Source organism: Kangiella geojedonensis (genome assembly GCF_000981765.1).
In the GTDB taxonomy this organism is placed as follows: domain Bacteria; phylum Pseudomonadota; class Gammaproteobacteria; order Enterobacterales; family Kangiellaceae; genus Kangiella; species Kangiella geojedonensis.
On sequence record NZ_CP010975.1, the window covers coordinates 1,758,141 to 1,782,525 of the forward strand.

23 protein-coding genes are annotated in these 24,385 nt (G+C 44.1%); 6 read left to right on the forward strand and 17 right to left on the reverse strand.

Annotation, left to right across the window (positions count from 1 at the left end):
• Positions 1 to 3 precede the first annotated feature (3 nt).
• Complete coding sequence (locus TQ33_RS07900; RefSeq protein WP_046561572.1) at positions 4 to 1,059, forward strand: Rossmann-fold NAD(P)-binding domain-containing protein; 1,056 nt, start codon at positions 4 to 6, stop codon at positions 1,057 to 1,059.
• Between the two features lie 11 nt (positions 1,060 to 1,070).
• On the opposite strand, the gene tilS is transcribed toward TQ33_RS07900, so the two are convergent.
• The 3 genes from tilS to TQ33_RS07915 form a co-directional block, all read right to left on the reverse strand.
• Positions 1,071 to 2,336, reverse strand: a complete 1,266-nt coding sequence (tilS, locus tag TQ33_RS07905; RefSeq protein WP_046561573.1) for a tRNA lysidine(34) synthetase TilS — start codon at positions 2,334 to 2,336, stop codon at positions 1,071 to 1,073.
• Positions 2,337 to 2,343: 7 nt separating this feature from the next.
• Entirely contained in the window at positions 2,344 to 3,303 is a 960-nt protein-coding gene (accA, locus tag TQ33_RS07910; protein WP_046561574.1) for an acetyl-CoA carboxylase carboxyl transferase subunit alpha, read from the reverse strand.
• Positions 3,304 to 3,436: 133 nt separating this feature from the next.
• The gene (locus tag TQ33_RS07915) at positions 3,437 to 4,054 is read right to left on the reverse strand and encodes a DUF1287 domain-containing protein (protein ID WP_179944366.1); all 618 of its coding nucleotides are present in this window, start codon (positions 4,052 to 4,054) and stop codon (positions 3,437 to 3,439) included.
• 138 nt (positions 4,055 to 4,192) lie between these two features.
• Between TQ33_RS07915 and TQ33_RS07920 the strand changes: the two genes are divergently transcribed.
• From TQ33_RS07920 to TQ33_RS07940, 5 genes are all read left to right on the forward strand, one after another.
• The gene (locus TQ33_RS07920; RefSeq protein WP_228640088.1) at positions 4,193 to 5,572 is read left to right on the forward strand and encodes a DNA-3-methyladenine glycosylase 2 family protein; all 1,380 of its coding nucleotides are present in this window, start codon (positions 4,193 to 4,195) and stop codon (positions 5,570 to 5,572) included.
• 18 nt (positions 5,573 to 5,590) lie between these two features.
• Positions 5,591 to 6,064 carry a methylated-DNA--[protein]-cysteine S-methyltransferase gene (locus TQ33_RS07925; protein WP_218915760.1) on the forward strand — a complete coding sequence of 158 codons (474 nt, stop codon included), beginning with the start codon at positions 5,591 to 5,593 and terminating at the stop codon, positions 6,062 to 6,064.
• A 31-nt stretch (positions 6,065 to 6,095) separates the two neighbouring features.
• Positions 6,096 to 6,479, forward strand: a complete 384-nt coding sequence (locus TQ33_RS07930; RefSeq protein WP_046561576.1) for a hypothetical protein — start codon at positions 6,096 to 6,098, stop codon at positions 6,477 to 6,479.
• Positions 6,480 to 6,659: 180 nt separating this feature from the next.
• Positions 6,660 to 7,193 (forward strand): helix-turn-helix domain-containing protein, encoded by a 534-nt coding sequence (locus TQ33_RS07935; protein WP_046561577.1) that lies wholly within the window; start codon positions 6,660 to 6,662, stop codon positions 7,191 to 7,193.
• Between the two features lie 78 nt (positions 7,194 to 7,271).
• Positions 7,272 to 7,943 carry a hypothetical protein gene (locus TQ33_RS07940; protein WP_046561578.1) on the forward strand — a complete coding sequence of 224 codons (672 nt, stop codon included), beginning with the start codon at positions 7,272 to 7,274 and terminating at the stop codon, positions 7,941 to 7,943.
• Here the strand turns inward: TQ33_RS07940 and TQ33_RS07945 are convergent.
• The 14 genes from TQ33_RS07945 to TQ33_RS08010 form a co-directional block, all read right to left on the reverse strand.
• Positions 7,933 to 8,331 (reverse strand): MAPEG family protein, encoded by a 399-nt coding sequence (locus TQ33_RS07945; RefSeq protein ID WP_046561579.1) that lies wholly within the window; start codon positions 8,329 to 8,331, stop codon positions 7,933 to 7,935. The genes TQ33_RS07940 and TQ33_RS07945 overlap by 11 nt on opposite strands.
• The gene (locus TQ33_RS07950; RefSeq protein WP_046561580.1) at positions 8,318 to 9,094 is read right to left on the reverse strand and encodes a nuclease-related domain-containing protein; all 777 of its coding nucleotides are present in this window, start codon (positions 9,092 to 9,094) and stop codon (positions 8,318 to 8,320) included. The genes TQ33_RS07945 and TQ33_RS07950 overlap by 14 nt, the downstream gene beginning before the upstream one ends.
• A 197-nt stretch (positions 9,095 to 9,291) precedes the next feature.
• Entirely contained in the window at positions 9,292 to 12,777 is a 3,486-nt protein-coding gene (gene dnaE / locus TQ33_RS07955; protein ID WP_046561581.1) for a DNA polymerase III subunit alpha, read from the reverse strand.
• A 192-nt stretch (positions 12,778 to 12,969) separates the two neighbouring features.
• Positions 12,970 to 13,560 (reverse strand): ribonuclease HII, encoded by a 591-nt coding sequence (rnhB, locus tag TQ33_RS07960; RefSeq protein WP_046561582.1) that lies wholly within the window; start codon positions 13,558 to 13,560, stop codon positions 12,970 to 12,972.
• Complete coding sequence (gene lpxB / locus TQ33_RS07965; RefSeq protein ID WP_046561583.1) at positions 13,553 to 14,770, reverse strand: lipid-A-disaccharide synthase; 1,218 nt, start codon at positions 14,768 to 14,770, stop codon at positions 13,553 to 13,555. Before lpxB ends, rnhB begins: the two co-directional genes overlap by 8 nt.
• Positions 14,771 to 14,780: 10 nt before the next feature.
• Positions 14,781 to 15,539, reverse strand: coding sequence for an acyl-ACP--UDP-N-acetylglucosamine O-acyltransferase (gene lpxA, locus TQ33_RS07970; protein ID WP_046561584.1), 759 nt, complete (start codon positions 15,537 to 15,539; stop codon positions 14,781 to 14,783).
• A 9-nt stretch (positions 15,540 to 15,548) separates the two neighbouring features.
• On the reverse strand, positions 15,549 to 16,022 hold the full coding sequence (gene fabZ / locus TQ33_RS07975) for a 3-hydroxyacyl-ACP dehydratase FabZ (RefSeq protein ID WP_179944367.1): 474 nt from the start codon (positions 16,020 to 16,022) through the stop codon (positions 15,549 to 15,551).
• Positions 16,015 to 17,061 carry a UDP-3-O-(3-hydroxymyristoyl)glucosamine N-acyltransferase gene (lpxD, locus tag TQ33_RS07980; protein ID WP_046561585.1) on the reverse strand — a complete coding sequence of 349 codons (1,047 nt, stop codon included), beginning with the start codon at positions 17,059 to 17,061 and terminating at the stop codon, positions 16,015 to 16,017. Before lpxD ends, fabZ begins: the two co-directional genes overlap by 8 nt.
• An 18-nt stretch (positions 17,062 to 17,079) precedes the next feature.
• Entirely contained in the window at positions 17,080 to 17,580 is a 501-nt protein-coding gene (locus tag TQ33_RS07985; RefSeq protein WP_046561586.1) for an OmpH family outer membrane protein, read from the reverse strand.
• A gap of 17 nt (positions 17,581 to 17,597) precedes the next feature.
• Positions 17,598 to 20,072, reverse strand: a complete 2,475-nt coding sequence (gene bamA / locus TQ33_RS07990) for an outer membrane protein assembly factor BamA (protein WP_046561587.1) — start codon at positions 20,070 to 20,072, stop codon at positions 17,598 to 17,600.
• A gap of 12 nt (positions 20,073 to 20,084) precedes the next feature.
• A complete protein-coding gene (gene rseP, locus TQ33_RS07995; protein ID WP_046561588.1) occupies positions 20,085 to 21,425 on the reverse strand; it encodes an RIP metalloprotease RseP in 1,341 nt (446 codons plus the stop codon).
• Between the two features lie 30 nt (positions 21,426 to 21,455).
• Positions 21,456 to 22,664: a 1-deoxy-D-xylulose-5-phosphate reductoisomerase gene (ispC, locus tag TQ33_RS08000; RefSeq protein ID WP_046561589.1), complete on the reverse strand. Its 1,209-nt coding sequence runs from the start codon at positions 22,662 to 22,664 to the stop codon at positions 21,456 to 21,458.
• Between the two features lie 18 nt (positions 22,665 to 22,682).
• A complete protein-coding gene (locus tag TQ33_RS08005; RefSeq protein ID WP_046561590.1) occupies positions 22,683 to 23,561 on the reverse strand; it encodes a phosphatidate cytidylyltransferase in 879 nt (292 codons plus the stop codon).
• A gap of 9 nt (positions 23,562 to 23,570) precedes the next feature.
• On the reverse strand, positions 23,571 to 24,317 hold the full coding sequence (locus TQ33_RS08010; RefSeq protein ID WP_046561591.1) for an isoprenyl transferase: 747 nt from the start codon (positions 24,315 to 24,317) through the stop codon (positions 23,571 to 23,573).
• Between the last annotated feature and the right edge of the window lie 68 nt (positions 24,318 to 24,385).

Below are 24,385 nucleotides of genomic sequence, written 5' to 3' on the forward strand. Positions count from 1 at the left end.
ACCATGACAAACTTCCAGTATTTTTTCGAGCAATACCCTGTGAACTCGGCTCCTTTTATGCACAAGATGCTGGAAGATTACCAGTTCAGAAAACCTTTCGCTGGCATGACCATTGCTCATAATGTCCCCTTGACACGAACCACCTTACTCAAAATTGCTTGCTTAAAAGCATCTGGCGCATCGGTTACCGTCACCAACCCAAGCTTCATCAAAGATTCCACTCAGTGCATCGACGCTTTATCCCGTGAAGGGATTCAATTCACACCATTACATAGTTTGAAAGGTTCATTCGACTTTTTGCTGGACTGTGGAGCCGAACTTATTGAGCAGTGCCAAGCAACTCAAGGGATCGTTGAACTCACTCGTACTGGCGCCATTCGTTATGAGCAACTTAGTGACAGCCAAGTTCCTATTGTTTCTGTTGATGACACACGACTCAAATCTCTCGAAACCTGTCTCGGCACTGGAGAAGGCGTTTACCGAGCAGTTACAGAGCTATCGTCAGAAGCAATAGAGAACAAACGCATACTTATTTTTGGCTTTGGAAAAGTGGGCACTGGAATTGCCTATTATTTTTCTCAAAAAACAGATCATATCTCGGTGGTCGATATGTTGCCGGAGCGATTATCAATCATTGAGTCCAGAGGATATCGAGCCATTTCAGCCGAGTTACCAAAGCAGGTTGAGCAGGCTATAAAACAAGCTGATGTCATCATTACCGCAACAGGTATTAAAGACATACTGAGCCATAGTTATGAACATGAGTGGTTTACGGGTAAAATTCTCGCGAATGCTGGGGCTGAAGATGAATTTGGTTTTAAGTTTTCAGACAATGAAGTCTTAGCGGATAAAAAGCCTGTCAATTTTGCACTTGATGAACCAACCCTAATGCCCTTTTTAGATCCCATTTTTTATGCTCACAATCTCGCGATTGAAGATGCCTTAAGTAATCAAACCGCTGGATTTAGGGCTCTCGCTAAGGCGCACGATCAGGCTATTATAAAAACTTGGGCGCAACACCATCAATGGACGATAGATCAATTAAACGACATATTCTAACTTTCTGTTGATCAACCCTGTTGTAAGTGCTCCGTAAATACGGCTCTGACCTCACCTTTGAAAAGAATCAACAGCGCTCTGTCTCTTTGCCAAGGTCGGACGCCCTCTTCTTGGAAATAATTTTTAAGGCTAGTGGTATGCTCTGCATTCCGTTTCCGAAAGCGCTCACCACCTTGACGAGTTTTTACCTGTAACGGTTTTCCAACCAGCTCTGGAGAGTCTTGTTTCAACCAATTGAGGGAGATTTTCACGCCGCACCTTAATTCAAGATCACTATCAGCCGTCCATGTTTCATGCACAGGCTCAAGCTCATCAATCACATCATTGACCCAGATGAGATAGCCCTGGAATCGCTTAATAGCCCCATGACCAAATGATACTGAAGGCTGAGCATCAAGATCTGAACGTAACATTTGTTGCAAAACCTGGTCCATAACTTTCTGGCTTGGCATATCCTGATCGAGCTGTTGTAACCAATACCGTAATACATGAGTTTGACGCACCGGACTTAACGCCACGAGAGACGAAATAGACAGTCCCTTGTCTAGGTCAAAACATCGAGCAAAATCAGTCGAGGCGACCTCTTCTATTAACTCCTGAGTAGAAGCTTGGATATCACTTGCACGAGCTAGAGTTGCCTTAACTTCTGGCCACTCAGTTTCCATCAAAGGAATGACTTTTTTGCGTAAGAAATTGCGGCGATATTGAGTATCTTGATTCGAAGGGTCTTCAACAAATGGTAAGTTATAATGTTCACAATAGTCTAAGATATCACGCTTAGATACCTGCAACATCGGTCGCGCATGAACGCCTTTACCAAAAGCAGCTTGTTCAGGCATTGCCGATAACCCTTTAGGGCCAGCACCTCTAAAAAGCTGCAATAACAAGGTTTCTGCTTGATCGTCTTGATGATGGCCGGTCAATAAACATTCATCCCGACCAATAATTCCAGCAAAGGCTTTGTAACGCGCTTTGCGAGCCTCAGCCTCTAGACTTGCTGCATCTGCAACCTTAACCTTGATGACATCAAATTTTAAGCCAAGTTTTTTGCATAAGTCTTGATTGAATGTGGCCCACTGTGATGAGGCTTCCTGCAATTGATGATCAATATAAACGGCTCTTAACGACGCTTTTTTCAATTGCTGAGCAAAAGCGTGCAGCAATGCGACTGAGTCGGCACCACCACTGAGAGCAATCACATACGAAGAAAAAGACTGGGATGAATCTTGAGCCAGAAAACGACTGACTGCCGCAGCAACTGGCTCTTGATTATTCATGAAAGGATTAACCTTCGGTTACTTCACCGAAAGCCATCAATTTTGCGTAACGACGGTCGAGTAGCTTATCCGTCTCCATACCTTCAAGACTATCTAAATCTTTAATCAGTTGGGACTTCAAGTTTTTAGCCATATCGATGTAGTTGCGGTGCGCACCACCAAGCGGCTCCTCAACAATATTATCAATCAAGCCTAGCTCTTTAATACGACCAGCGGTAATACCCATGGCATCAGCTGCTTCTTCAGCTTTTTCAGCGCTTTTCCATAGAATCGAAGCACAGCCTTCAGGTGAAATCACCGAGTAAGTCGAGTATTGCAACATATTAACTTTATCGCCGACACCAATTGCCAGAGCACCACCCGAGCCGCCTTCGCCGATAACTGTAGCAATGATAGGTGATTTAAGGGTCGCCATCACCTTTAAGTTACGAGCAATCGCTTCACTTTGACCACGCTCTTCAGCACCAACTCCTGGGAAAGCACCTGGCGTATCGATAAAAGTAAAGACTGGTAACTTAAAACGCTCCGCCATTTCCATCAAACGCTTGGCTTTACGGTAACCTTCAGGACGAGACATACCAAAGTTGTGCTTGATTTTCGCTTTAGTATCACGGCCCTTTTGGTGGCCAATTACCACACATGGCTTACCTTCTAAACGAGCTAAGCCGCCTACAATAGACGCATCGTCTGAGAAAGCACGATCACCGGCAAGCTCATCAAAATCTTCAAACACGTGCTCAATATAGTCACGCGTATAGGGTCGCTGCGGATGGCGCGCTAATTGCGCAACCTGCCATGCTGATAAGTCTGAAAAGATTTTCTTAGTTAAGTCTTTAGACTTTTTTTGCAAACGCTCAACTTCTTCACTGATGTTGATATTAGAATCTTCACCGGTTAAGCGTAATTCATCAATCTGCGCCTCAAGCTCTGCAATCGGGCGCTCAAAATCCAAAAAGTTTAAACTCATGCCTATTCAACTAATATATTTATGGCGTAATTTCTCTATTCTAACCCAAAATCATGGCCTTATAAAAGGTAACTTTACTCTCTATTGCCACTGGTCTGTACTCTGTATTAATTTTGCTCAAACACTTGTTTACCTATTGGCTAGTGAGTTCAGCTGAACTCGGCAGGTAGCGGTAGTGCCCAACCACTCTATAACTGAACAAAACATCTTCTAGTTTAGGCCCTAGACCAATGTTATGTACTATCATCAGGTTATCGCTGTTGTCCGATTTTTTATTGGTCACAATACCAATATGAGGGAAACCTCCCTCAAGACGCCAGCTAACGATATCTCCAGCTTGATAGTCTTCAGCTTTATCACTTATCGCTAAAACTTGCCCATGACGTTCAAAATAGCGCTCTAGATTAGGCACGCGCCGATGGTCGATATTGGTATCAGGCCTGGTTAACCCCCAGTTTTTTGGGTATTGATTAAAGTTAGCCTTCATATCCTCATGAACCAATTGCTGGAGATCGATGCCCAGCTGACGATAACTTCGAATGATAACATCAGTGCAGACGCCAATATTCTCTGGAACATCCCCCATTGGGTAGTCAATCTTGCGGTACGAACCGTCATAGACGACAAAGTGCTTGGTTCTTTCATGCGCGGCTTCAACCAACTGCTGTGACATGACTGATGCTTGCAGGTCTTTGCTGAATAACGCTAAAGCTAGGATAACGATCTTAGTCACGAATGCTTGTTTAACCATTGTGGCTCCAGAAGATGGTTTAATTATTCAGACTGCGCTAGCGACAGCTGGTTCCCTAACCAGTAGCCAATCATTTAGTTCCGAATATGGCTAGTGTTATCACAATAAAGTGATAGCATAAACATAACGTTAACTACTGTGACACAACTCATGCAGAGCTACCAAAAAGCACGACTGGCCCGAGACTCCCGCTACGATGGGAAATTCTTTGTCGCGGTAAAAACCACCAAAATCTACTGTCGACCAATCTGTCCGGCCAACCCGCCCAAAGAACATAACGTAGTTTATTATCAAAGCGCAGCTCAAGCACAGGAAGCTGGTTTTAGGCCTTGCTTACGCTGCAGGCCCGAATCGGCTCCACACTCTTCCGCTTGGCTTGGAAATGAAGCCATATTACATAAAGCCATGCAGCGGATTCAGTCCGGAGCCTTGAATCACCAAACTATCCAAGTGTTTAGCGAATCGCTTGGTATAAGTGATCGTTACTTAAGAAAAATATTTGAGCAGCACCTTGGCATGTCGCCGCAAAGCTATGCCAATCATCACAGGCTAATGTTGGCCAAGCAGCTACTTCAACAAACCAAACTGTCGATTACAGACATTGCGCTAAGCTCTGGTTTTAACAGCGTCCGTCGTTTTAACGATAGCTTTAAAGCGACCATGAGGTTATCGCCCAGTGAGTTACGAAAAAAATCCCACAAAGGTCAGACACAAGGCGTTAATATTGCACTGCACCTCTCCTACCGACCACCTTATAACTGGCAACAAATGCAGCAGTTTCTAAAACTTCGTGAGCTCTCTTTGATCGAATCCGTTGATGACAATAGTTACTGTAGAAGCTTCACCATAAATCAAAGCCATGGCTGGTTTAAAGCGACTCATCAGCCTAGCAAGAATCGATTCTCCGTAGAAATAGAGTTACAAGATAATGCACAACTGATGCCTGCTATTGCTCAAATTAAACAAGTTTTGGATCTCGACAGCGACGTCAGCACTATTGAGCAGCACTTAGCCAAAGACAGAAAACTAAAACCCATCATGACCAAAGGCTTGAGGCTTCCAGCGTGCTGGAACACCTTCGAAGCTGGTATCAAAGCAATCTTAGGGCAGCAAGTTTCTGTCAAAGCCGCCTACGGTCATACTCACCAACTTATTGAGCGAGTGGGTAGTGCTTATAACGACCACTACAAGCTTTTCCCAACCCCTGAGGAGGTCATGAATGCGGACTTGAACTTCCTAAAAATGCCTAATCGCAGGAAACAGACCTTGACCGATTTCGCCACTTGGTTTGTAAAAACAGAACAACAAGACGTAAACCTGGCTGACATGCTTGATATCAAAGGCATAGGCCCTTGGAGTTACGAATACATCAAACTTCGTAGTGGCCAAGATACAGATGCCTTCCCTGAAAAAGATTTAGGCGTACTCAAAGCGCTGGAAGCACACAACATAACTGATACCGACAGCTGGAGCCCTTGGCGTAGTTACGCCACGCTTCATTTGTGGCACTCGCTATAAGAGGCAATAAAATAAATTATGACGATGTATTATCAACAGATGAGCTGCCCTTTTGGCACCGTCCACCTTTACGCTACTGAGCAACACTTAAAAGCCTTGTTATTTAAGCCGTGGGCAAAGGTTGAGAAATCGACGTTAACCCAACAGTCAAACGCGGTATTGGAGCAAACAAAGTCACAACTGAACGAGTACTTTGAGGGGACGCGCCAAACGTTTTCAATCCCCTTAGAATCACAGGGTACAGACTTCCAGAAGCAAGTCTGGCAAACCTTAATCACCATTCCTTTTGGTACAACATGGAATTATGGTCAGCTGGCAGTGGCCATCGGCAACAAAAATGCCAGTCGCGCTGTTGGCGCTGCCAATGGTAAAAACCCGATTTCCATAATCGTGCCCTGCCACCGCGTGATTGGCGCTAACGGCACATTAACCGGCTATGCTGGAGGGCTAAAAGCTAAAGAATGGTTGCTCAAACATGAAGGCGTGCTATAAATAAGAAACCTCTATAATCACAAGGTTAAGCATGGCACTGATCGTTGAAGCGACTGTATGGCTTTTCGCCTTAGGACTCATAGCCTTTGAGTTCGTCATCTTACTTGCTAAGCCCAAGGCTATTCAGTTCCTCAAGGCTTTCGTCAAAACCCCATGGCACCACTTCCTCGAACAAACACTACGCTTAATAATTGGCGCCTCTATCGTCGTCCACGCACCGGACATGGCCTTCAGCGATCTTTTCGGCATCTTCGGCTGGATCATCATTATCACCTCGCTCATGCTAGTCGGTTTACCTTGGCGTTGGCATCACACTTTTGCCAAAAAAGTCATTCCCACCGTCATTAAATTCATCCAACTTTACGGCATTCTGTGCTTAGCCCTTGGCAGTTTCACCATTTACAGCCTTGCCTAACGCACCTATAACTCATTGATTTATATAGACTGTCGCCTTAATGTCAGGTGACATCAACGCTACTGTCCCCTTTATGGCGTGGTATACTCAACACAGTATTTTAATAATACAGGCTCACTCGATAGCCACTACAACAACGGCTTTAAAGCTTAACTCAATACTGATATTAGGATTGGAAACATGATTGTAAGAAAACTACGATTACGTAACGGATGGTCACAAGAACAACTCGCCGAAATGACCGGACTCAGCGTCCGCACCATTCAGCGTATTGAACGCGGCCAACCCGCCAGCCTAGAAAGTCAAAAAGCTCTCGCTGCTGTATTTGAAGTGGATATCGCCACGTTTCAACCTCCTGAGTTAAAACACACTCAAGCTCAGGAACAGCAAACCAAGGAGCCTGTTATGAACGCAACTAACACTAACGAAACTAGTGAGCTAGAAAAACGTCCGGTAGAAAAAGTGTCCGACGAAGAAGCTGATGCCATGGAATACGTCAAAGGCATTAAAGACTTCTATGGACATATAGCGTTTTACATCATCTTCACTGTAATCTTTATTTTTACAGGAAAAATTTCAGAGATGCTTATCCCATGGGGAGCTTGGACGCTAGGTCTAATCTTCCACGGCCTACAAGCCTATGAGGTTATGAATATCTTCAACATCAACTGGGAAAAGAAAATGGTCGAAAAGCGACTGAAGAAAAAGCTTTAATACTCCTGTCATCCCGCGGTCTGACCGCGGGATTCAATGTCTTTAAAGTCTATAGATCCACCTTAAAAAGGAGCCAACTTGCGCCCACATCACATCGCTTGGAGTGTTTGCTTGATCCCTATCATTGCTGCGCATGGGGCGTTTTTTCTTGGGTTATGGGAAGGTGTGGCTAGAGAATGTATACCTTACTTCCAAGGTTGCACTTCAATTAGTCGAGCTGCTCGCGAAGGTAACGCTATCTTTATATTTCGCGGCCTAATGATGCCAACCACTGCTTTGTTGGTGTTTTTCTGGTATCTACAAAGTATTTGGTTAAAACAAATAACAGACAAAACAAATCGAGCTATATTTACCCTTGGCAGTATCGGCGCACTGTTTTTAATCCTCTACGTCAATTTCCTCGGTACTGAAGGCGACTTCTACCAATTTATGCGCCGCTACGGCATCACCTTCTACTTCGCCCTCACAGTCCTCGCCCAGATGCTCAGCATCCGAAGCCTTCAAAAAGTCAAAAACTCATTACACAAACGAACCAGACAGTTCCTCAAAGCACAATTTATTCTAATGATACTCTACTGGTGCCTTGGCATTGCCAACGTCACCATCAAAGCCACCGGCGTCAGCTGGGCCGATCAAGCCGAAAACATCATCGAATGGCACTTCGCCCTATACATGTCGCTTTACTTCGGCTTAACCGCCATGATGTGGACGCGGAGTCAGCTTAATTGGCGGTTTACAGTTAACGATTAAAAATAAATAAAAACCACATAGCTAACACAGCTAAAAAGTTAATTGTGAACACAAGTCCTCTCAAACGTACATTCTTAGTCAAAATCTGAACACAGCTATGAAATAAACGCCCAGCGACAAACACCCAAGCGAGCCAAACCTGCACAGAGTCAACCGCACTCCCCTGACTAACTAACAATACACACACCACATAAAAGAATAACGGCCACTCAAACTGATTCGACAAATTCGCACTAATTCGTGGCTCAACCTCGCCCCAAGGCTCCTTCTTAGACTGAATAAGACCCCACACCGAAGGAGCGCGCACTAGTGTAAGTAAAACATAGAGAAAAGCCACCCACAGAACGTGAGCAAGCATTGGGTAAAGTAATAAATTACTTGGTAACATTTTGCACCGTTTTGCACTTCGGGTAAGCAGAACACCCCCAGAACTCATTACCCGCAGTCGCTCCTCTTTTGGCAATACGAAGAACCATGCTCCCTCCACATTTGGGACACTGACGGTTAGCTGCTGAATCATAGCGTGCTCTAAGGTTCTGGACATGCTGATAATCTGTCTTCCAAGATGATTTTAGTCGAAGCGAACCAATTTTTGACAAAATATTGTGTATACTCGCCTCACTCAACACTGGCTTAGTAAATGATTTGATGTAGGTTATGTAGCCACCACCACAGGTTACGTTGGCAGGCATCGGCGACTTGAAAGTACTGTCACCAGCAAAAACAATAACCGAGTGTATAACGTCAGGCGACAAACCGAGCGCGGACTCAAGAGCTTTTAAGTGTTTGTAATTCTGACGAAGTGGGTTCTGAAATTTGTATGATTTTCTGTAGAGCTTCTGGGTCCATTGTGATTGTTTTTCTCCCCCAAAAACCCACCCTTTCATATACTTCGTTTCTACTACAAAGATGCCGTATCGTGATACAAAAATGTGGTCAATCTGAGTAGTTCCATCAGCCGCAGGTAAGGTAACATTGTGAACACGATGGTAAGTATTTGCTGGCAGCCTGAGCTTCGCGGTCAACTTAACTAGAAACTCACCGAGAAGCCCTTTAAACCAAGGGGATTGAGAAAAGCTGATTATCAATACAACCGGAACTAGCCACCAATACACCGCAAATCCACCGATAATCTGCGAAAAGTAGTCCATAAAGCACTGTCTCCCTGCAACTTTACTCTAAGAATTCTTAAGTTACATACTAACTTCGAAGGATATTTTTACAAGTGTGGCTAACTTTAAGAGCGAAAACTAGACTAAAAAGCTAGATCCTGAATCTAGTTCAGGATGAAAAGAGTAAAAAAGTCTCTCTAGATTCCGTATCAAGTACGGAATGACAAAAGGTGGAGCTAATACTCCACCCTAGCCTCAACACACCCCGGAATATGCTTCAAGGCAAAAACCAGTGCGTCAGCGGGCTGCACAGCCCACTCTGGAGACAGTTTATAGTCTGCGGATAATTTCGCTTGTTGGTATTGTAAGTTAACCACAACTGGGCAAGCTCCATCTTTATGCTGATTAAGCTTTTCGTGCAGTTCCGTCATGGTATCAGGGCCAGTCACGGTGTCAGAGACAGTAATAACAATTTTCTTGCAGTATTGTTCACGCGCCTGCTCAAAGGATAAGACGCTGTTGGCGCTAACGCTAGTACCACCAGAGTAATCGTCATGACGTGCTTCGCCGTCAATCACCACCACGCTGTCTTTGGTGAGGACATCACGATAACGCTCGAACGTTTCGGCATAAACCGTGACATCACAACGTCCTGACTTATCGTCGATGGTTAGAATACCCATCTTATCGCCACGCTTGGTCGTCATCACGCGCATAGCAATAATCAATCCAGCCACACGAGCGGTTCTGCCGCGTCCCGTTGGTTGTAAGTCACGCAAGCGAGTGACACTCATCTGTCTAATTTCGGGCACGTAACGATCAATTGGATGCCCCGTTAAATAAAGACCTAATGTGTCCTTCTCGCCTTGCAATACTTGCTCATCAGTCCAAGGTCTGACTCGGACGTATTGATGCTGTTCGCTGGCAGTGGTCGCGACAACACTACCAAATAAATCATCCTGCCCCACTTCCTGGCTTTTATTGAACTGCTCGGCTGCTTTAATCGCTTCATCAAGCGATGCCATTAGAGTCGCACGGTTTGGGCCAAGTTCATCCAAGGCTCCAGCACGAATCAATGACTCAAGCACTCGGCGGTTAGCTTTCTTCAGATCCACGCGGCTACAGAAGTCGAATAAATCTTCATAAGGGCCGTTAGCTTCCCGTTCATTGACAAGGCTTTCGATTGCGCCTTCACCAACACCTTTAATCGCTCCGATGCCGTAAACGATGCGGCCTTCTTCATCCACCGAGAAACGATACTGACCTTTGTTAACGTCAGGCGGGGTAATGGTAATACCCTGCATTTCAGCATCTTCGACATATGTAACAACCTTATCGGTATTGTCCATATCCGACGACATCACTGCCGCCATAAAGGATGCTGGGTGATGCGTTTTTAACCACGCGGTTTGATAAGCGACCAAGGCATAAGCAGCCGAGTGTGATTTGTTAAAACCATAACCGGCGAATTTTTCTACCAAGTCAAAGATCTTCATGGCGAGATCACCATCAACGCCATTCTTCTCCGCGCCTTCTTTAAAGATACTCCGCTGCTTTTCCATCTCCTCGGCTTTTTTCTTACCCATCGCACGACGCAAAATATCAGCGCCACCTAGCGAGTAACCCGCTAAAACCTGTGCGATCTGCATCACCTGCTCTTGGTACAAAATAATGCCGTAGGTTGGCTCTAAGATTTCCTTTAACCATTCATGTTGATAATCGGGATGTGGGTAAGACACCTTATCCAAACCGTGCTTACGGCGAATAAAGTCATCGACCATGCCTGACTGCAAAGGTCCCGGGCGGAATAAAGCCACCAAAGCGATAATATCTTCAAAACGGTTTGGCTTAAGACGCTTAATCAAGTCTTTCATACCACGCGACTCTAGCTGGAAGACAGCTGTAGTATTAGCGGCTTGCAGCATTTTAAACACTTCCGGATCTTCCGTATCAATGCGTGTGATATCGACCGGATCTTCCCCTTTTTTCTGCAAAATGCCGTTGGCAGTTTCAAGCGCCCAATCGATGATGGTAAGTGTTCGCAAACCCAAGAAGTCAAACTTCACAAGACCCGCGCTTTCAACATCATCCTTATCGAACTGGGTCACGACATTCGCACCAGTTTCATCACAATAAAGCGGGGCAAATTCCTCCAAGTCTCCTGGTGCAATGACCACACCACCTGCGTGCTTACCGGCGTTACGTTTCACACCTTCTAGCTTGCGGGCCAAATCCCAAACTTCACGAAAGTCTTCGTCTTCCTCGTACATTCGAGGTAACTCAGGCTCTTGCTCGTAAGCTTTTTCGAGCGTCATACCCACTTCAAAGGGAATCAGTTTAGCAATCTTATCGACGAAGCCATAAGGGTGACTTAATACACGCCCCACATCACGTATTACAGCTTTTGCTGCCATAGTACCGAAAGTAATAATCTGCGATACGCTGTTACGACCGTAGCGCTCTGCAACATAATCAATGACCCGATCTCGCCCTTCCATACAGAAGTCGACGTCAAAGTCAGGCATCGATACACGCTCTGGATTCAAGAATCTCTCGAAAAGAAGGTCAAACTCCAACGGATCAAGATCGGTAATTTTCATGGCGTAAGCCACTAATGAACCGGCACCAGAACCACGGCCTGGACCAACTGGGACACCGTTATCCTTAGACCATTGGATGAAGTCACCAACGATAAGGAAGTAACCCGGAAAACCCATGGAATTAATAACGTCTAACTCAATCTGTAATCGTTCGTCGTACGGTTTACGTATTTCAGCAAAATTTTCAGCATTGCGATCATACAGATGATCAAGTCGCTCTTCTAAACCATCTTTTGATACTTGCTCAAAATACTGATCAATCGTCATTCCCTCAGGAATAGGGAATTCTGGTAAGAAATATTCACCTAAGCGCAGATCCATATTACAGCGCTTAGCAATTTCCACCGTATTCTCAATAGCTTCGGGGATATCATCGAACAGCTCAACCATTTCATCTTCAGTGCGAAGATATTGCTGGTCAGAGTAATCACGCGGACGGCGAGGGTCGGCTAACACTCGTCCTTGGTTAATACACACTCTAGCTTCATGGGCATCGAAATCCTCTTTCTGCAAAAACCTTACGTCGTTAGTAGCGACGACTGGCGTACCGGAGCCTTGGGCTAAACCGATGACTTGATGAATGTATTCATTCTCATAAGGACGACCAGTTCTATGAAGCTCTAGGTAAAACCGGTTGGAAAAGTGATGGTTCCAAAAACCCAAATACTCGGCTGCAAGATCCATCTTGCCTGCCAGTACGGCTTTACCAATATCACCTTCCCTGCCCCCCGAAAGAATGATAATTCCTTGGTTGAGTTCCGCCATCCATTCCTTTTTAACTAATGGAAAGCCCCGGTGTTGGTTTTTCAAATAGGCTCTGGAAATTAAATACTTAAGATTGAGGTAGCCGTCGGTATTCATGCACAAAGCTGTGACACGAAAAAAACTATCTTCATCGTCAGGGTCTTGGATCAGTAAGTCAGCGCCTGCTATCGGCTTCACTGCTGACTTCACGGCGGTAGAGTAGAACTTAACGAGACCACACATGTTCATTTGATCCGTCATGGCTATAGCCGGAACTTCTCGTTTTTCACACTCAGCCAGCATAGGCTTAACTCTAACTAGGCTATCAACCATAGAGTATTCGGTATGAACTTTTAAATGAACAAAGCGAGGTGCCATATTTAAGGTGCCGTCATGTTTTGATATGTATTGTTTAATATATCGCTATGGTGTCGCCAAACCGGCCTAACCACCACAGTCACTGAATGTTCTCACCTCCATTATAAGGAGGTCGAAACAGCTTTGCAGTAAGATTATTTGCTCAATCTTTTGTCAAAAGTCTCAAAGTAGAGACATCCTCAGAACTCAAGCCTATAAGTTGAGCTGTTGTTGTACTGGTGCGTATGACTTCCGGTGTATCTCTGTAATTCCAAGCTTTATGATAGCTTCACGATGTTGCTTGGTTGGATAGCCCTTATGTTTGGCAAAACCATAACCAGGGTATTTTTCTTCCATCTCAACCATTTCATTGTCACGCGCCACTTTTGCCAATATAGACGCCGCACTAATCGCTGGCTCTTTGCTGTCGCCTTTAATAATGGCTTCCATAGCACAGTCTAATTCGGGGCAATGATTGCCATCAATTAACGCTAACTCTGGCTGTTGCGAGAGACTTTCGACACTACGTTTCATGGCCAATAAACTGGCCTGCAGGATATTGATCTGATCAATTTCTTCAACCTCAGCGCGACATATAGACCAAGCCAGAGCTTTCTCTTTAATTTCTAAAGCGAGCGATTCACGACGCTTTTCCGTCAATTTCTTTGAGTCAGCAAGCCCATCGATTGGGTTTTCAGGATCTAAAATCACCGCTGCCGCAACCACAGGTCCTGCTAAAGGACCGCGCCCTACTTCATCCACACCAGCGACTAGCAAAGGTCTTTGTTGCAAAGTATCAATCATGTTCCAGACTCCTTTGTTGGCGGATACCATTTTCACTCCACCAATGCTCTATGGAGTTAGCGGCATAGACGTTGGCGTCTTTTTTTAGAGAGTGGTGTAACTCAACAAATGCATCATGAACATCCTGCCAGCGTTGGCCTTGGTTATGTTCATCATCGCCAACCCAGGCTCTAACCTCTGCAAATAGATTGTCTGGTGTGCAGTCCTCCTGAATCAGCTCAGGTAGTAGTGATTGCTTTGACAATAAATTAGGAATGGCGAAAGTATCTATTGTTAATAACCGCTTAAAAATTTTATAACTAATCGGCCCTACTTTGTAAGCAACAACCGTCGGGCGCTTTATCAGCATGGCCTCTAAAGTAGCGGTTCCTGAAGCCATAACAACATAATCCGCTGCAGCCATTGCTTTACGAGAGTCACCATCAATAAGCTCAATCTGCGGTAATGTCAGGTGTTTAACTTTTGCGTCTAATAACTGTTGTTCAAACTGAGCGCGTCGCTTGGAATTAGCCATCGGAACGACGAAGCCCATGTCGGGATAAAACTGTCTTAGCAGGACCGCCATATCAATAAAGTCAGGCCCCAGCATCTTCATTTCTGAGCCACGACTACCAGGCATAAGACACACGAGTTGCTTATTATGCACCAAACCTAATTCAACACGAGCGTCATTTTTGTGAGACTCGATTGGTACCTCGTCTGCCAAAGGGTGACCTACACAGAAGTTATCAATAGCATGATGCTGGTAAATATCTTGCTCAAAGGGAAAGAGACAAAGCATCAAGTCGACCGCTTTTTTTATCTTATGAATACGTTTAGGACGCCACGCCCAAACGGATGGGCTAACGTAATGAACCGTTTTAATGCCCTTATTTTTAAGCTTTTGCTCTAAACCAATATTAAATTCGGGGGCATCGATACCAATAAACAAGTCTGGTTTTGTATCGATCCAATAACGCGCCAAATCCGCACGCATTTTAAGTAATTCAGGAAGCTTTTTGAGGATTGGTAAGATGCCCATGACCGATAGAGATTCCATCGGGTATAAGCTGGCGCAGCCTTCTTGTTGCATCAAAGGGCCAGCTACGCCTTCAAATACTGCATTGGGATACTTTTTTTTAAGCTCAGAAATTAATCCTGCACCTAAAATATCGCCGGAGGCTTCCCCGGCGACAATAGCAATTCTTTGGATAGACTTTACAGGCAACATGGAAAAGCCACTACCTTAAAATACCGCGCTCTACAGACTCTAAGAAATTGATGAGATGATTAACATTGTCATCTTCAAGCTGAAACATTTCAGCAATGGCTTCATCCATCTTTAAAGATTTACGGTATAACAGTCGATAAGCTTTTTTTAAAGCGCTAATGGTTTCTGGAGAGAAGCCACGACGCTTCAAGCCTTCGGCATTTAAGCCATAAGGTGCATTTTCCGCAACCAATACAAATGGCGGGATATCCTTGCTAATGGCGCAGTCCATTCCAACAAAGGCATGATCACCAATTTTGCAAAACTGATGAATTTTCGCGAAGCCAGACATTATAACGAAGTCACCTACTTTAACATGACCAGCGAGAGTGGCGTTGTTAGACATGATGATGTTATCGCCCAAGAAACAATCATGCGCAATGTGCGTGTAAGCCATAAACCAGCCATTGTTTCCAATACGAGTTTCACCACGGTCTTGAACCGTGCCTCGATGAACAGTGCAGCATTCTCGGAAAACGTTTCCGTCACCAATAATCGTTTTTGTTGGCTCACCAGAATATTTTTTATCCTGATTTTCTTCACCAATCGACGAAAACTGGTAGAAGCGGTTGTTCTTACCAATTTCTGTATGTGAGCCGATCACCACATGTGGCCCAACGACCGTACCTTCACCAATCGAAGTATCTGCTCCAATAATGGAGTATGGGCCAATTTCAACGTTATCCGCAATGGTTGCGGTTGAGTCAATAATAGCGGTCTGATGAATCACACTAAATCCTTACGCGATATCTTTGCGAGCACACATCAATTCAGCTGAGCATACGACCTTTCCGTCGACACTCGCTTTTGCGCTAAACTTCCACATGTCACGCTTACGCTTAATGACTTCCACTTCCATCAACAACTGATCGCCTGGCTCTACGGGCTTCTTGAAACGCGCGCTGTCAATACCAACGAAGTAGTACAAAGAGTCATCACTTGGCAAGTCTTCTGTGGTTTTAAAGGCTAGAATTCCTGTCGCTTGCGCAAGTGCTTCCAGCATCAAAACCCCTGGGAATACTGGGCGGTGCGGGAAATGCCCAGGGAAAAATGGTTCATTCACCGTTACATTCTTTATTGCCGTTAATTTTTCGCCAGCAGTGTAGTCAAGAACACGGTCAATTAACAAAAACGGGTAGCGATGAGGCAAGTGCTTCATCACTTCATAAATATCCATACTATTCATTTCATTCGGCTGGTTGTCATTACTCATCTTCAATATCTCTGTCATTTTTCAGTTGAAGCACTTCTTTTTCTAACTGCTTCATTTTACGCCACATCGAATCCAGTTGGCGGAATCGTATCGCGCTTTTTTGCCATTCTTTATTATCTTGATGGGTCGTACCCGAAGAGTACGCACCCGGCTTAGTAATTGATTTATTTACAAAAGTTGTCGCTGTGATATGCGCTTTATCGCAAATACTCAAGTGCCCCAGAATACTAACGCGGCCTGCAATTGTACAATATTTTCCAATAACGGCACTACCTGCTATCGCAGTGCAGCCTGCAACTGCAGTGAAATCACCGATAATTACATTATGAGCTACATGAATATGATTATCCAGTATAACCCCGTTGCCAATCACCGTATCCTCTAAAGCACCTCGATCAATAGCAGTATGCGCGCCAATTTCCACATTGTTACCGATGGTAACACCGCCAACTTGGGGGATTTTGACCCATTCACCTTGGTCATTAGCGTAACCAAAACCATCCGAACCAATCACCACATTAGCGTGAATGATACAGTTCTCTCCTATGGTCACATCATGGTACAGCACGGTATTAGGGTAAACTCGAGTGTGCGCTCCTATCACGCTACTATGACCGATATAGACTCCAGCCTCTATCACAGAATAGTCACCAACCGTGACATCATCAGCAATAACAACATTAGGACCGATATAAACATCTTTCCCTAAGGAAACATTGTCACCAATGTGAGCGGTTGGATGGATAGCGGCCTTTGGACATGGCGTCGTGTCAAATATTTGTGCAGCTTTAGCGAATCCTAAGTAAGGGTTTGCCATAACCAGCAAGTTTCCTGTTGCTTCTTTTGCGACCTCAGGCGTCACAATCAAAGCGCCAGCTTTACACTCACTGATTCGGTTAAGGTATTTAGTATCACTGACAAAGCTGATGTGATTTTTTTCAGCCTTATCTAACGGCAAAACCGCAGTAATGGTTAACTGCGGTTCCCCTTGAAGCTCAGCGCCTAGATGCTGAGCTAACTCTTGAAGTGTTTTTTCCAAAACAACTCCTCAATATGATTACTTAGACATTTCTTGCAGTACTTGATCTGAAACATCTGTTACTTTTGGTCCCATGTAAGGAACTGCTCGACGGTCTACTAACATATCGTAGCCACCTTGCTTCGCAATTTTTTCAACTGCATCTTGTAACTTCTTACCAACTTCACGCATTTCTTGCTGAGTGCGACGTTGAAAATCTTCTTTATACGCATCTTCTTTCAATTTAAAGTCTGACGCACGCTTTTTTAAGTCGCGCTCAGTCGTAGTGCGCTGTGTTTCAGACATGGTTTTCGCGTTGTTCATATAAGCAGTTCTGTCATCTTCTAGCTTTTTGAACTCTCTTTCAAGCTGACTTTTACGGCCTTCAAACTCCTTACTTAAAGTTTGTCTTACCGTATCACGCTCTGGGCTTTTTGCCATGATGTAGTTTGTATCAATAACTGCCACTTTCATTTCTGCACTTGCCAAAGCAGGAAGCATCATCAAACCTACTAAAAATGTAAATACTAACTTTTTCAAAATAAATCTCCAATTAATTAAAATGTCTTACCAATGGTAAAGGTAAAAGTTTCTGTGTCGTCATAAGGTTCACTTTTCAGAGGACGAGACAAGCTAAACTGTAAAGGTGCGAATGGCGAATACCACTGCAAAGATACACCGTATGAGGCTCTATAATTTCCAGCATCACCAAAGTCAGGCACATTACCTAAAACACTGTTAGGGTCAATCTGCAAACCTTCAAATCGGCTTTGATCAAACTGAGTATCCCATACATTACCCGCGTCAACAAAAATACTTGTTCTCACATTTGAGTTATCATCCAAAAACGGAGTTGGGAAAATCAGCTCGAAGGTATTGATAGCTTTTGCATTACCACCTATAGAATAACGACTGACAGCAATCCTATCAAACTCTTCTGGTAAATATACGGTAGTATTACCTGCACCAGGAATAGGACCAGGAACGCTAATCGAAGTCCTAATTCTCTGTATGTCTCTCGGCCCTACAGTATTACCCTCGAACCCTCTTAAAGAGTTGCTACCTCCAGCGTAAAAGTTGGAGAAGTATGGAAGGGCAGGAGTATCCCCTAAGCCGTCTCCATAAGCTAAGCTTCCTCTCCAAGAGAAAATCCAATCATTATCGTTATTTAATGGTAAATAAAGACCATAATTATAGGTCGCTTTATAAAATTCTAGATCTCCGATATCAGTTGCGACTTCGAGATTCCACTGGTGATCAACACCTTTTGAAGGAAAAATCGCTCTATTTAAACTGTTATATCTAAAGCCGAAGTTTACGGAAAAAATATCAAAGTCAACATCAGAGTCCTGCCTAGCATTAGCTCCTAGAATACTGAAAAAGTCTATCACTCGCTGAGAACTCGTCAATGGTGAGGTTAAAGAGTTCTGAGAAATTCTAGCTCCAGCACTAAAGTTGGAAAATTCACCAGTAGGGAAGTATAACGTTGAACCTAGAGCAATAGTGTCTAAACTCTGGGCTATAAGGTTCAGTTTTCCGTAATCAGTTTCACTATAATTTAATGACGTATTTAAGCCAATTCCACTTTGTGTAAAATAGTTATCGGTATAACTAATGTTGGCACTCTTTATAGCTTTATTTGAGCTAATACCAATTGATGCAGAATTACCTGTTCCCATGAAGTTTTGGTGAGACAGCTCACCATTAAGACTAAATCCATAAAAGTCGTTATAACCAAAGCCACCACTAATTTGTGCTGCGTTTCTTTCTTTAACTTCAAAATTCACATCTGCTCTATCGGTAGTCCCTTCTTTCTTAACCGTATCAACTTCAACTGTTTCAATAAATGGTAATCGCTGCAATCGTAATTTAGAGCGCTCAACAAGCGCTGAAGACAAGGCTCCACCCTCTTGTACACGGGTTTCACGACGTAAAACATTCTCATCGGTTGTGACATTACCTTTGAATGACACGTTATCAACATAGTAACGCTCACCGGGGTCTACAAAAACTGTTAATTTAGCTTCAGCTGTATCTTCTAGTACTTCTGGAATTGTCCTTACTTCAGCAAAAGCATAACCGTATAACCCTAATACTTGCTTAATTTGCTCTTCAGCAAAGGTGATTGCAGCAGCTGAATAGACGTCACCACTTTTCAAAGGAATTAATCCACGAATAATACTTTCATCTATCGTGAAATCTCCCAAAATATCAATCTCAGACACATTGTATATTTCGCCTTCTGACATGCCGATCGTAATGTATATATCTTCAGCATTTTCAGACAAAGAAATATCAGTAGCGTTGATATTAAACTTCAAATAGCCTCTATCTTTATAATAGGAGGTCAGTGTTTCTAAATCTTGCTCTAATTTAGTACTAGAATATTTGTTATCGTCAGTAATAAATGTAAACAGGCCACCTGTACTTAACTCAAACTGGGAAATAAGTTCTTCGTCGTTATAGACATTATTTCCGATAAGGTTGAACTCTTTAATTCGGGCTGACCCACCTTCTTTAATCGTGATTCTAAGCTGGATTCTATTACGTGATAGCTCAACTAACTTCTTCTCTACAGTAAGGTGATAGTGTCCGTTGGAATAATATTGGTTGGAGATCTCTTGCTCGATTTTGTCCAGAACAAAGCTATCCAGGACCTCACCTTTTGCAATGCCGGCATTTTTCATGCCTTCTTCTAACTGCTCACTCTTTAGAACCTTGTTACCTTCGAGAATGATATCCGAAATAATAGGGCGCTCAACAACAACCACCTTTAATACCGAACCGTCTTTCTCTAACTTTACAAAGTCAAAGTTACCAGTGCTATAAACGGCACGAATAACAGAAGGAGCTCGAGCATCATCAATCGTCTCACCAACGCGAATTGGCAAATCAGTAAAGAAGGTACCGAGGGAAACACGTTGTAATCCTTCAACTTGGATATCCTTAACTACAAAGGGCTCTATGGCCTGAGCTTTGGAGAATAACCCCGCTAAAACTAATGCAGTTACCGTTTTTCTTATCAAATGCATCTAATCTTGTCTCTATTGGTTTAATCGGTCTATGTCAAAAAATAGCGCTACAGCCATTAACGTAAGCAATAATATGATGCCAACACGCATCCCAAGTTCCATAATTCTTTCAGAAACTGGTTTTCCACGTACCAACTCGGCTAAATAATACATCAGATGCCCACCATCGAGCATGGGGATAGGGAGTAGATTAACGAAGCCTAAGTTGACGCTTATCATAGCGAGATAAAGCAAGAATGCAACCATCCCTGCTTCAGCTGTCTGGCCTGCCCCTTGTGCGATTCCGACTGGCCCGCCAATGTTTTTTACTGACAGCTTACCGGTAACCAACTTCCCAAGGAAGCTCGTTATCCGCTCAACCATTTGCCATGTCTCTTCTGAGCCCTTGCCTATAGCCTCAAAAAAACCATAATCAATGGTATTAAAACTCTGGAAACCCGCTCCAATACCGATAACACCGGCACCATCCGAGCCGCCTCGTCGCTCAGGAGTAACCCTAATAGACACAGTTTCCTGATCGCGTAGAACCTCAAGCTCTAGCGGTTTATCCGCACTTTGCTCAATAATAGCACCCATGGTGCTCCAGTAAGGAGTAGCCACGCCATCAATGCTCAGTATGGTATCACCTTGTTTAAGCCCCGCTTTCGCTGCAGGCATGTTTTCAGCAACCACTCCAATTAAAGCTGGACCGTCATAGGCACCGAAATCAACGCCTAACGCCTTGAATAAGTCTCTTTGCTCTTCAGGCTCCTGCCATTCACTAATATTTAACGTGACCGTTTGTGGCTCTTGTCCGACAGGCTTCACTAAAACGTCTAGTTGAGTGTCATCGCCAATATGATCTAAAAATGCAAAAAGAGTGTCTTGGGTACTTTTTACCGACTCTCCCCCGACTTCCAGAATCTCACTTTTCGCTGGAAAGTTTGCGTCAGCCGCAGGTGTATTGGGGTACACATCAGTCACAAACGGCTTACTCACAGCGATACCCAGCATAAAGACGAAGGCATAAATGAGTATAGCTAGCAAGAAATTAGCCATTGGTCCTGCTAATACAATCAGTATTCGTTTCCAAACAGGTTGTCGATTAAAGGCATAAGGTAAATCCTCTTCAGGTACTGAACCTTCTCGCTCATCCACAAACTTGACGTACCCGCCTAATGGAATAGGAGCAACACAAAACTCAGTTCCATGCTTGTTATAACGACTCCAAATAGGTTTACCAAAACCAACAGAAAAGCGCAGCGCTTTTACGCCTAGCTTTTTAGCGACCCAATAGTGCCCCCATTCATGGAAAGTCACCAGAATGCCAAGCAATATTAATAAACCAAAAATACTCCAAAGAGCTGTGGTCACTATGTCATCTCCAATAATTACTGTTTAGGATTAAGCCGTCATCTCTTCAACAAGCTGCTGCGCACGCTCACGTGCTTCTTTATCGGCAGCTAACACTGATTCCAAGGTCGATACCTCAGCATACTCGGTAGATGTTAACGTCTGCTGAATTAGCTCTGCGATTTGAGTAAAGCCTAATTTTTCATCAAGAAAAGCCTGAACCGCCACTTCATTGGCCGCATTTAAACGCGTTGGGCTATTGCCTCCCTGCTTCATGGCCTCACTTGCTAGCGCGAGGCAAGGGTAACGCTCTTTGCTAGGACGATCAAAGGTTAACTGCGAAATTTCCATAAAGTCCAATGGCGCCACACCGGCGTCAACCCTGTCTGGAAACGCCATGGCATGCGCGATTGGCGTGCGCATGTCTGGATTTCCCATCTGCGCCAACACTGAGCCATCGTTATAACGCACCATAGAGTGAATAATACTTTGTGGGTGTAGCACTACCTCAATCTGCTCAGGCTTAACATCAAACAGCCAGCAAGCCTCGATAAGCTCAAGCCCTTTATTCATCATCGTTGCCGAATCAACTGAAATCTTGCGCCCCATATCCCAATTGGGGTGTGCGCAAGCTTCATCAGGCGTTATGGCAGGGAACTCTGCTAAGGTTTTCTTTAAAAAAGGACCACCCGAGCCGGTCAATACGATATTGTGAATGCCACACTCTTCAATGCCTTTTTCAACAAAGTGTTCAGGTAGGCATTGGAATATCGCGTTATGCTCACTGTCGATGGGAAGCAAAGTAGCGCCATGCTTTTTCACTGCATCCATAAAAATAGCGCCCGACATCACCAAGGCTTCTTTATTAGCTAACAGGACCTTCTTACCCGCTTTAGCTGCGGCTAATGTTGGTAATAACCCTGCAGCGCCAACAATAGCGGCCATGACGGTATCCACGCTCTCATGGCTGGCCACAAAGTCTAAACTATCAACTCCGTGTAAAACCGTAATATCTAGCTCTTTATATTCGACAAAAGACTGTAGTTCTTGCGCTAGTTCTGCTTCAGGCAATACCGCATATTTCGGCTTAAACTCCACACATTGAAGCTTTAACTGCTCAATGTTTCGATGAGCCGTCAGTGCAAATACTTGATATTTATCAGGGTGACGTCGAATAACATCTAAGGTGTTGGTCCCTATAGAACCCGTAGCACCTAAGATACAAACGTCTTCAGGCTTAATATTCACGATTTCTTTCATCTAACTCAGCCTAAAGCGTTACGCTAATAATTCCAACCACAAGACGCCAGCGACGAAAAATGGTGCAACTGATAAGGTACTATCTAAACGGTCCAATAAACCGCCATGGCCGGGCAAAATATTGCTACTATCTTTAATATTGGCTTGACGTTTTAACATGCTTTCAAAAAGATCACCAAAGACCGACAAAACCACCATCACAATCACAAACACCGTAAACTTGAGCCAGTCTAATTCCAGCGATAACAAAGATGCGACACCCATACCTACGGCAACCGCTAACACTAACCCGCCGAAAGCGCCTTCCCAGGTTTTGTTCGGGCTAACTACTGGGGCTAACTTAGTCTTACCCCAAGTCTTACCGGCAAAATAAGCACCAACATCAGCCCCCCAGATGACGACCAACATCAGCAGTAGCATCCAAGCACCTAAGGAATAATCCACGTTGATCAACAAACTTCTGATAACCACAATCGCTAACCAAGCTGCAGCCAGGATAACGATGCCAAACAAGCCTCTAAGCCAAGGCCCACGGAATAAAGTTTTAGTAGTCTTTGGATAAAGTAGAACGAATATTGACGCAATAACCCATACCAGCAAAGCCACAATCAGCAACTTAAAAGGATAAGCGTCATACCAGAGCAATGGCAAACTGGCTTCATTAAAGAAGTTTTGCTGATACAGCTGATAAAACAAGCCGCCGACAGCTGCTAACGACAGCACAATAAAGATACTTTGGCCTGCTTTACTGGTTTGTAGTAAACGCGACCATTCCCATGCCAGAATACCGAAAATAGGGACTAGAATTGCCGAAAACGTCAATAAATCGGGCAAAAACAGTAAGCAGCCAACCAGTGGCAACAATAATACAGCTGTAATAATTCTTTGTTTTAACACATTATTCCCCTAATGACTCTCTGAAGCGACCTGCTCGCCTGTTTTCCCAAAACGACGCTGGCGCTGATTAAAGTCGGCAATAGCACCTTTTAAGGCATCGCCATCAAAGTCTGGCCACAGTCGATCGCTAAAGTATAATTCTGAATACGCAGCCTGCCATAACAAGAAGTTACTAATACGTTGCTCACCGCCAGTTCGAATAAGCAAATCAGGCTCAGAGCCATCCGCAGTCACTAATTCAGACTGTAGCGCCTGCTCCGTAATCTCCCGCCCCTTTACAGCCAATGCCTGCGCAGCTTGGACAATATCCCAACGCCCACCATAGTTTGCAGCAATTTGTAGATACAGCCCATTGTTGTTTGCCGTTAACGCTTCCGCTTTATCAATCGCCTTGCGCAACTTACTATCAAAACCATCTTTGTCGCCAACTATGGTCAGCTTTACATTATTCTTGTTAAGTTTTTTCGACTCATTGTTGAGGCTAGTCGCAAATAACTCCATCAAAAAACTGACTTCATCTTTTGGCCGGTTCCAGTTTTCACTGCTAAAAGCGAATAACGTCAAATACTTGACCCCTAACTCACCACAAACCTCAGCCATTTCGCGAGCACGCTCCATCCCAGCCTTATGCCCCATGACACGCTTTTTACCGCGCGCCTGGGCCCATCGACCGTTACCATCCATAATAATAGCTATATGCTGCGGAACACTCTGGTTAGACTTGTTCTGCTCTGAAACATTCTTTTTTAACACCAACCCAACCTACTCATTAATCTGCCATACATTATATACGAAAACGCCGTGATAAGTTTCACGGCGTTTCA

Excerpts from the sequence above, each read along its gene's own strand:
- TQ33_RS07900 (WP_046561572.1), top strand. The coding sequence starts at position 4 with ATGACAAACTTCCAGTATTTTTTCGAGCAATACCCTGTGAACTCGGCT.
- tilS (WP_046561573.1), bottom strand. The coding sequence starts at position 2,336 with ATGAATAATCAAGAGCCAGTTGCTGCGGCAGTCAGTCGTTTTCTGGCT.
- accA (WP_046561574.1), bottom strand. The coding sequence starts at position 3,303 with ATGAGTTTAAACTTTTTGGATTTTGAGCGCCCGATTGCAGAGCTTGAG.
- TQ33_RS07915 (WP_179944366.1), bottom strand. The coding sequence starts at position 4,054 with ATGGTTAAACAAGCATTCGTGACTAAGATCGTTATCCTAGCTTTAGCG.
- TQ33_RS07925 (WP_218915760.1), top strand. The coding sequence starts at position 5,591 with ATGACGATGTATTATCAACAGATGAGCTGCCCTTTTGGCACCGTCCAC.
- TQ33_RS07930 (WP_046561576.1), top strand. The coding sequence starts at position 6,096 with ATGGCACTGATCGTTGAAGCGACTGTATGGCTTTTCGCCTTAGGACTC.
- TQ33_RS07935 (WP_046561577.1), top strand. The coding sequence starts at position 6,660 with ATGATTGTAAGAAAACTACGATTACGTAACGGATGGTCACAAGAACAA.
- TQ33_RS07945 (WP_046561579.1), bottom strand. The coding sequence starts at position 8,331 with ATGTTACCAAGTAATTTATTACTTTACCCAATGCTTGCTCACGTTCTG.
- TQ33_RS07950 (WP_046561580.1), bottom strand. The coding sequence starts at position 9,094 with ATGGACTACTTTTCGCAGATTATCGGTGGATTTGCGGTGTATTGGTGG.
- dnaE (WP_046561581.1), bottom strand. The coding sequence starts at position 12,777 with ATGGCACCTCGCTTTGTTCATTTAAAAGTTCATACCGAATACTCTATG.
- rnhB (WP_046561582.1), bottom strand. The coding sequence starts at position 13,560 with ATGATTGATACTTTGCAACAAAGACCTTTGCTAGTCGCTGGTGTGGAT.
- lpxB (WP_046561583.1), bottom strand. The coding sequence starts at position 14,770 with ATGTTGCCTGTAAAGTCTATCCAAAGAATTGCTATTGTCGCCGGGGAA.
- fabZ (WP_179944367.1), bottom strand. The coding sequence starts at position 16,022 with ATGAGTAATGACAACCAGCCGAATGAAATGAATAGTATGGATATTTAT.
- bamA (WP_046561587.1), bottom strand. The coding sequence starts at position 20,072 with ATGCATTTGATAAGAAAAACGGTAACTGCATTAGTTTTAGCGGGGTTA.
- ispC (WP_046561589.1), bottom strand. The coding sequence starts at position 22,664 with ATGAAAGAAATCGTGAATATTAAGCCTGAAGACGTTTGTATCTTAGGT.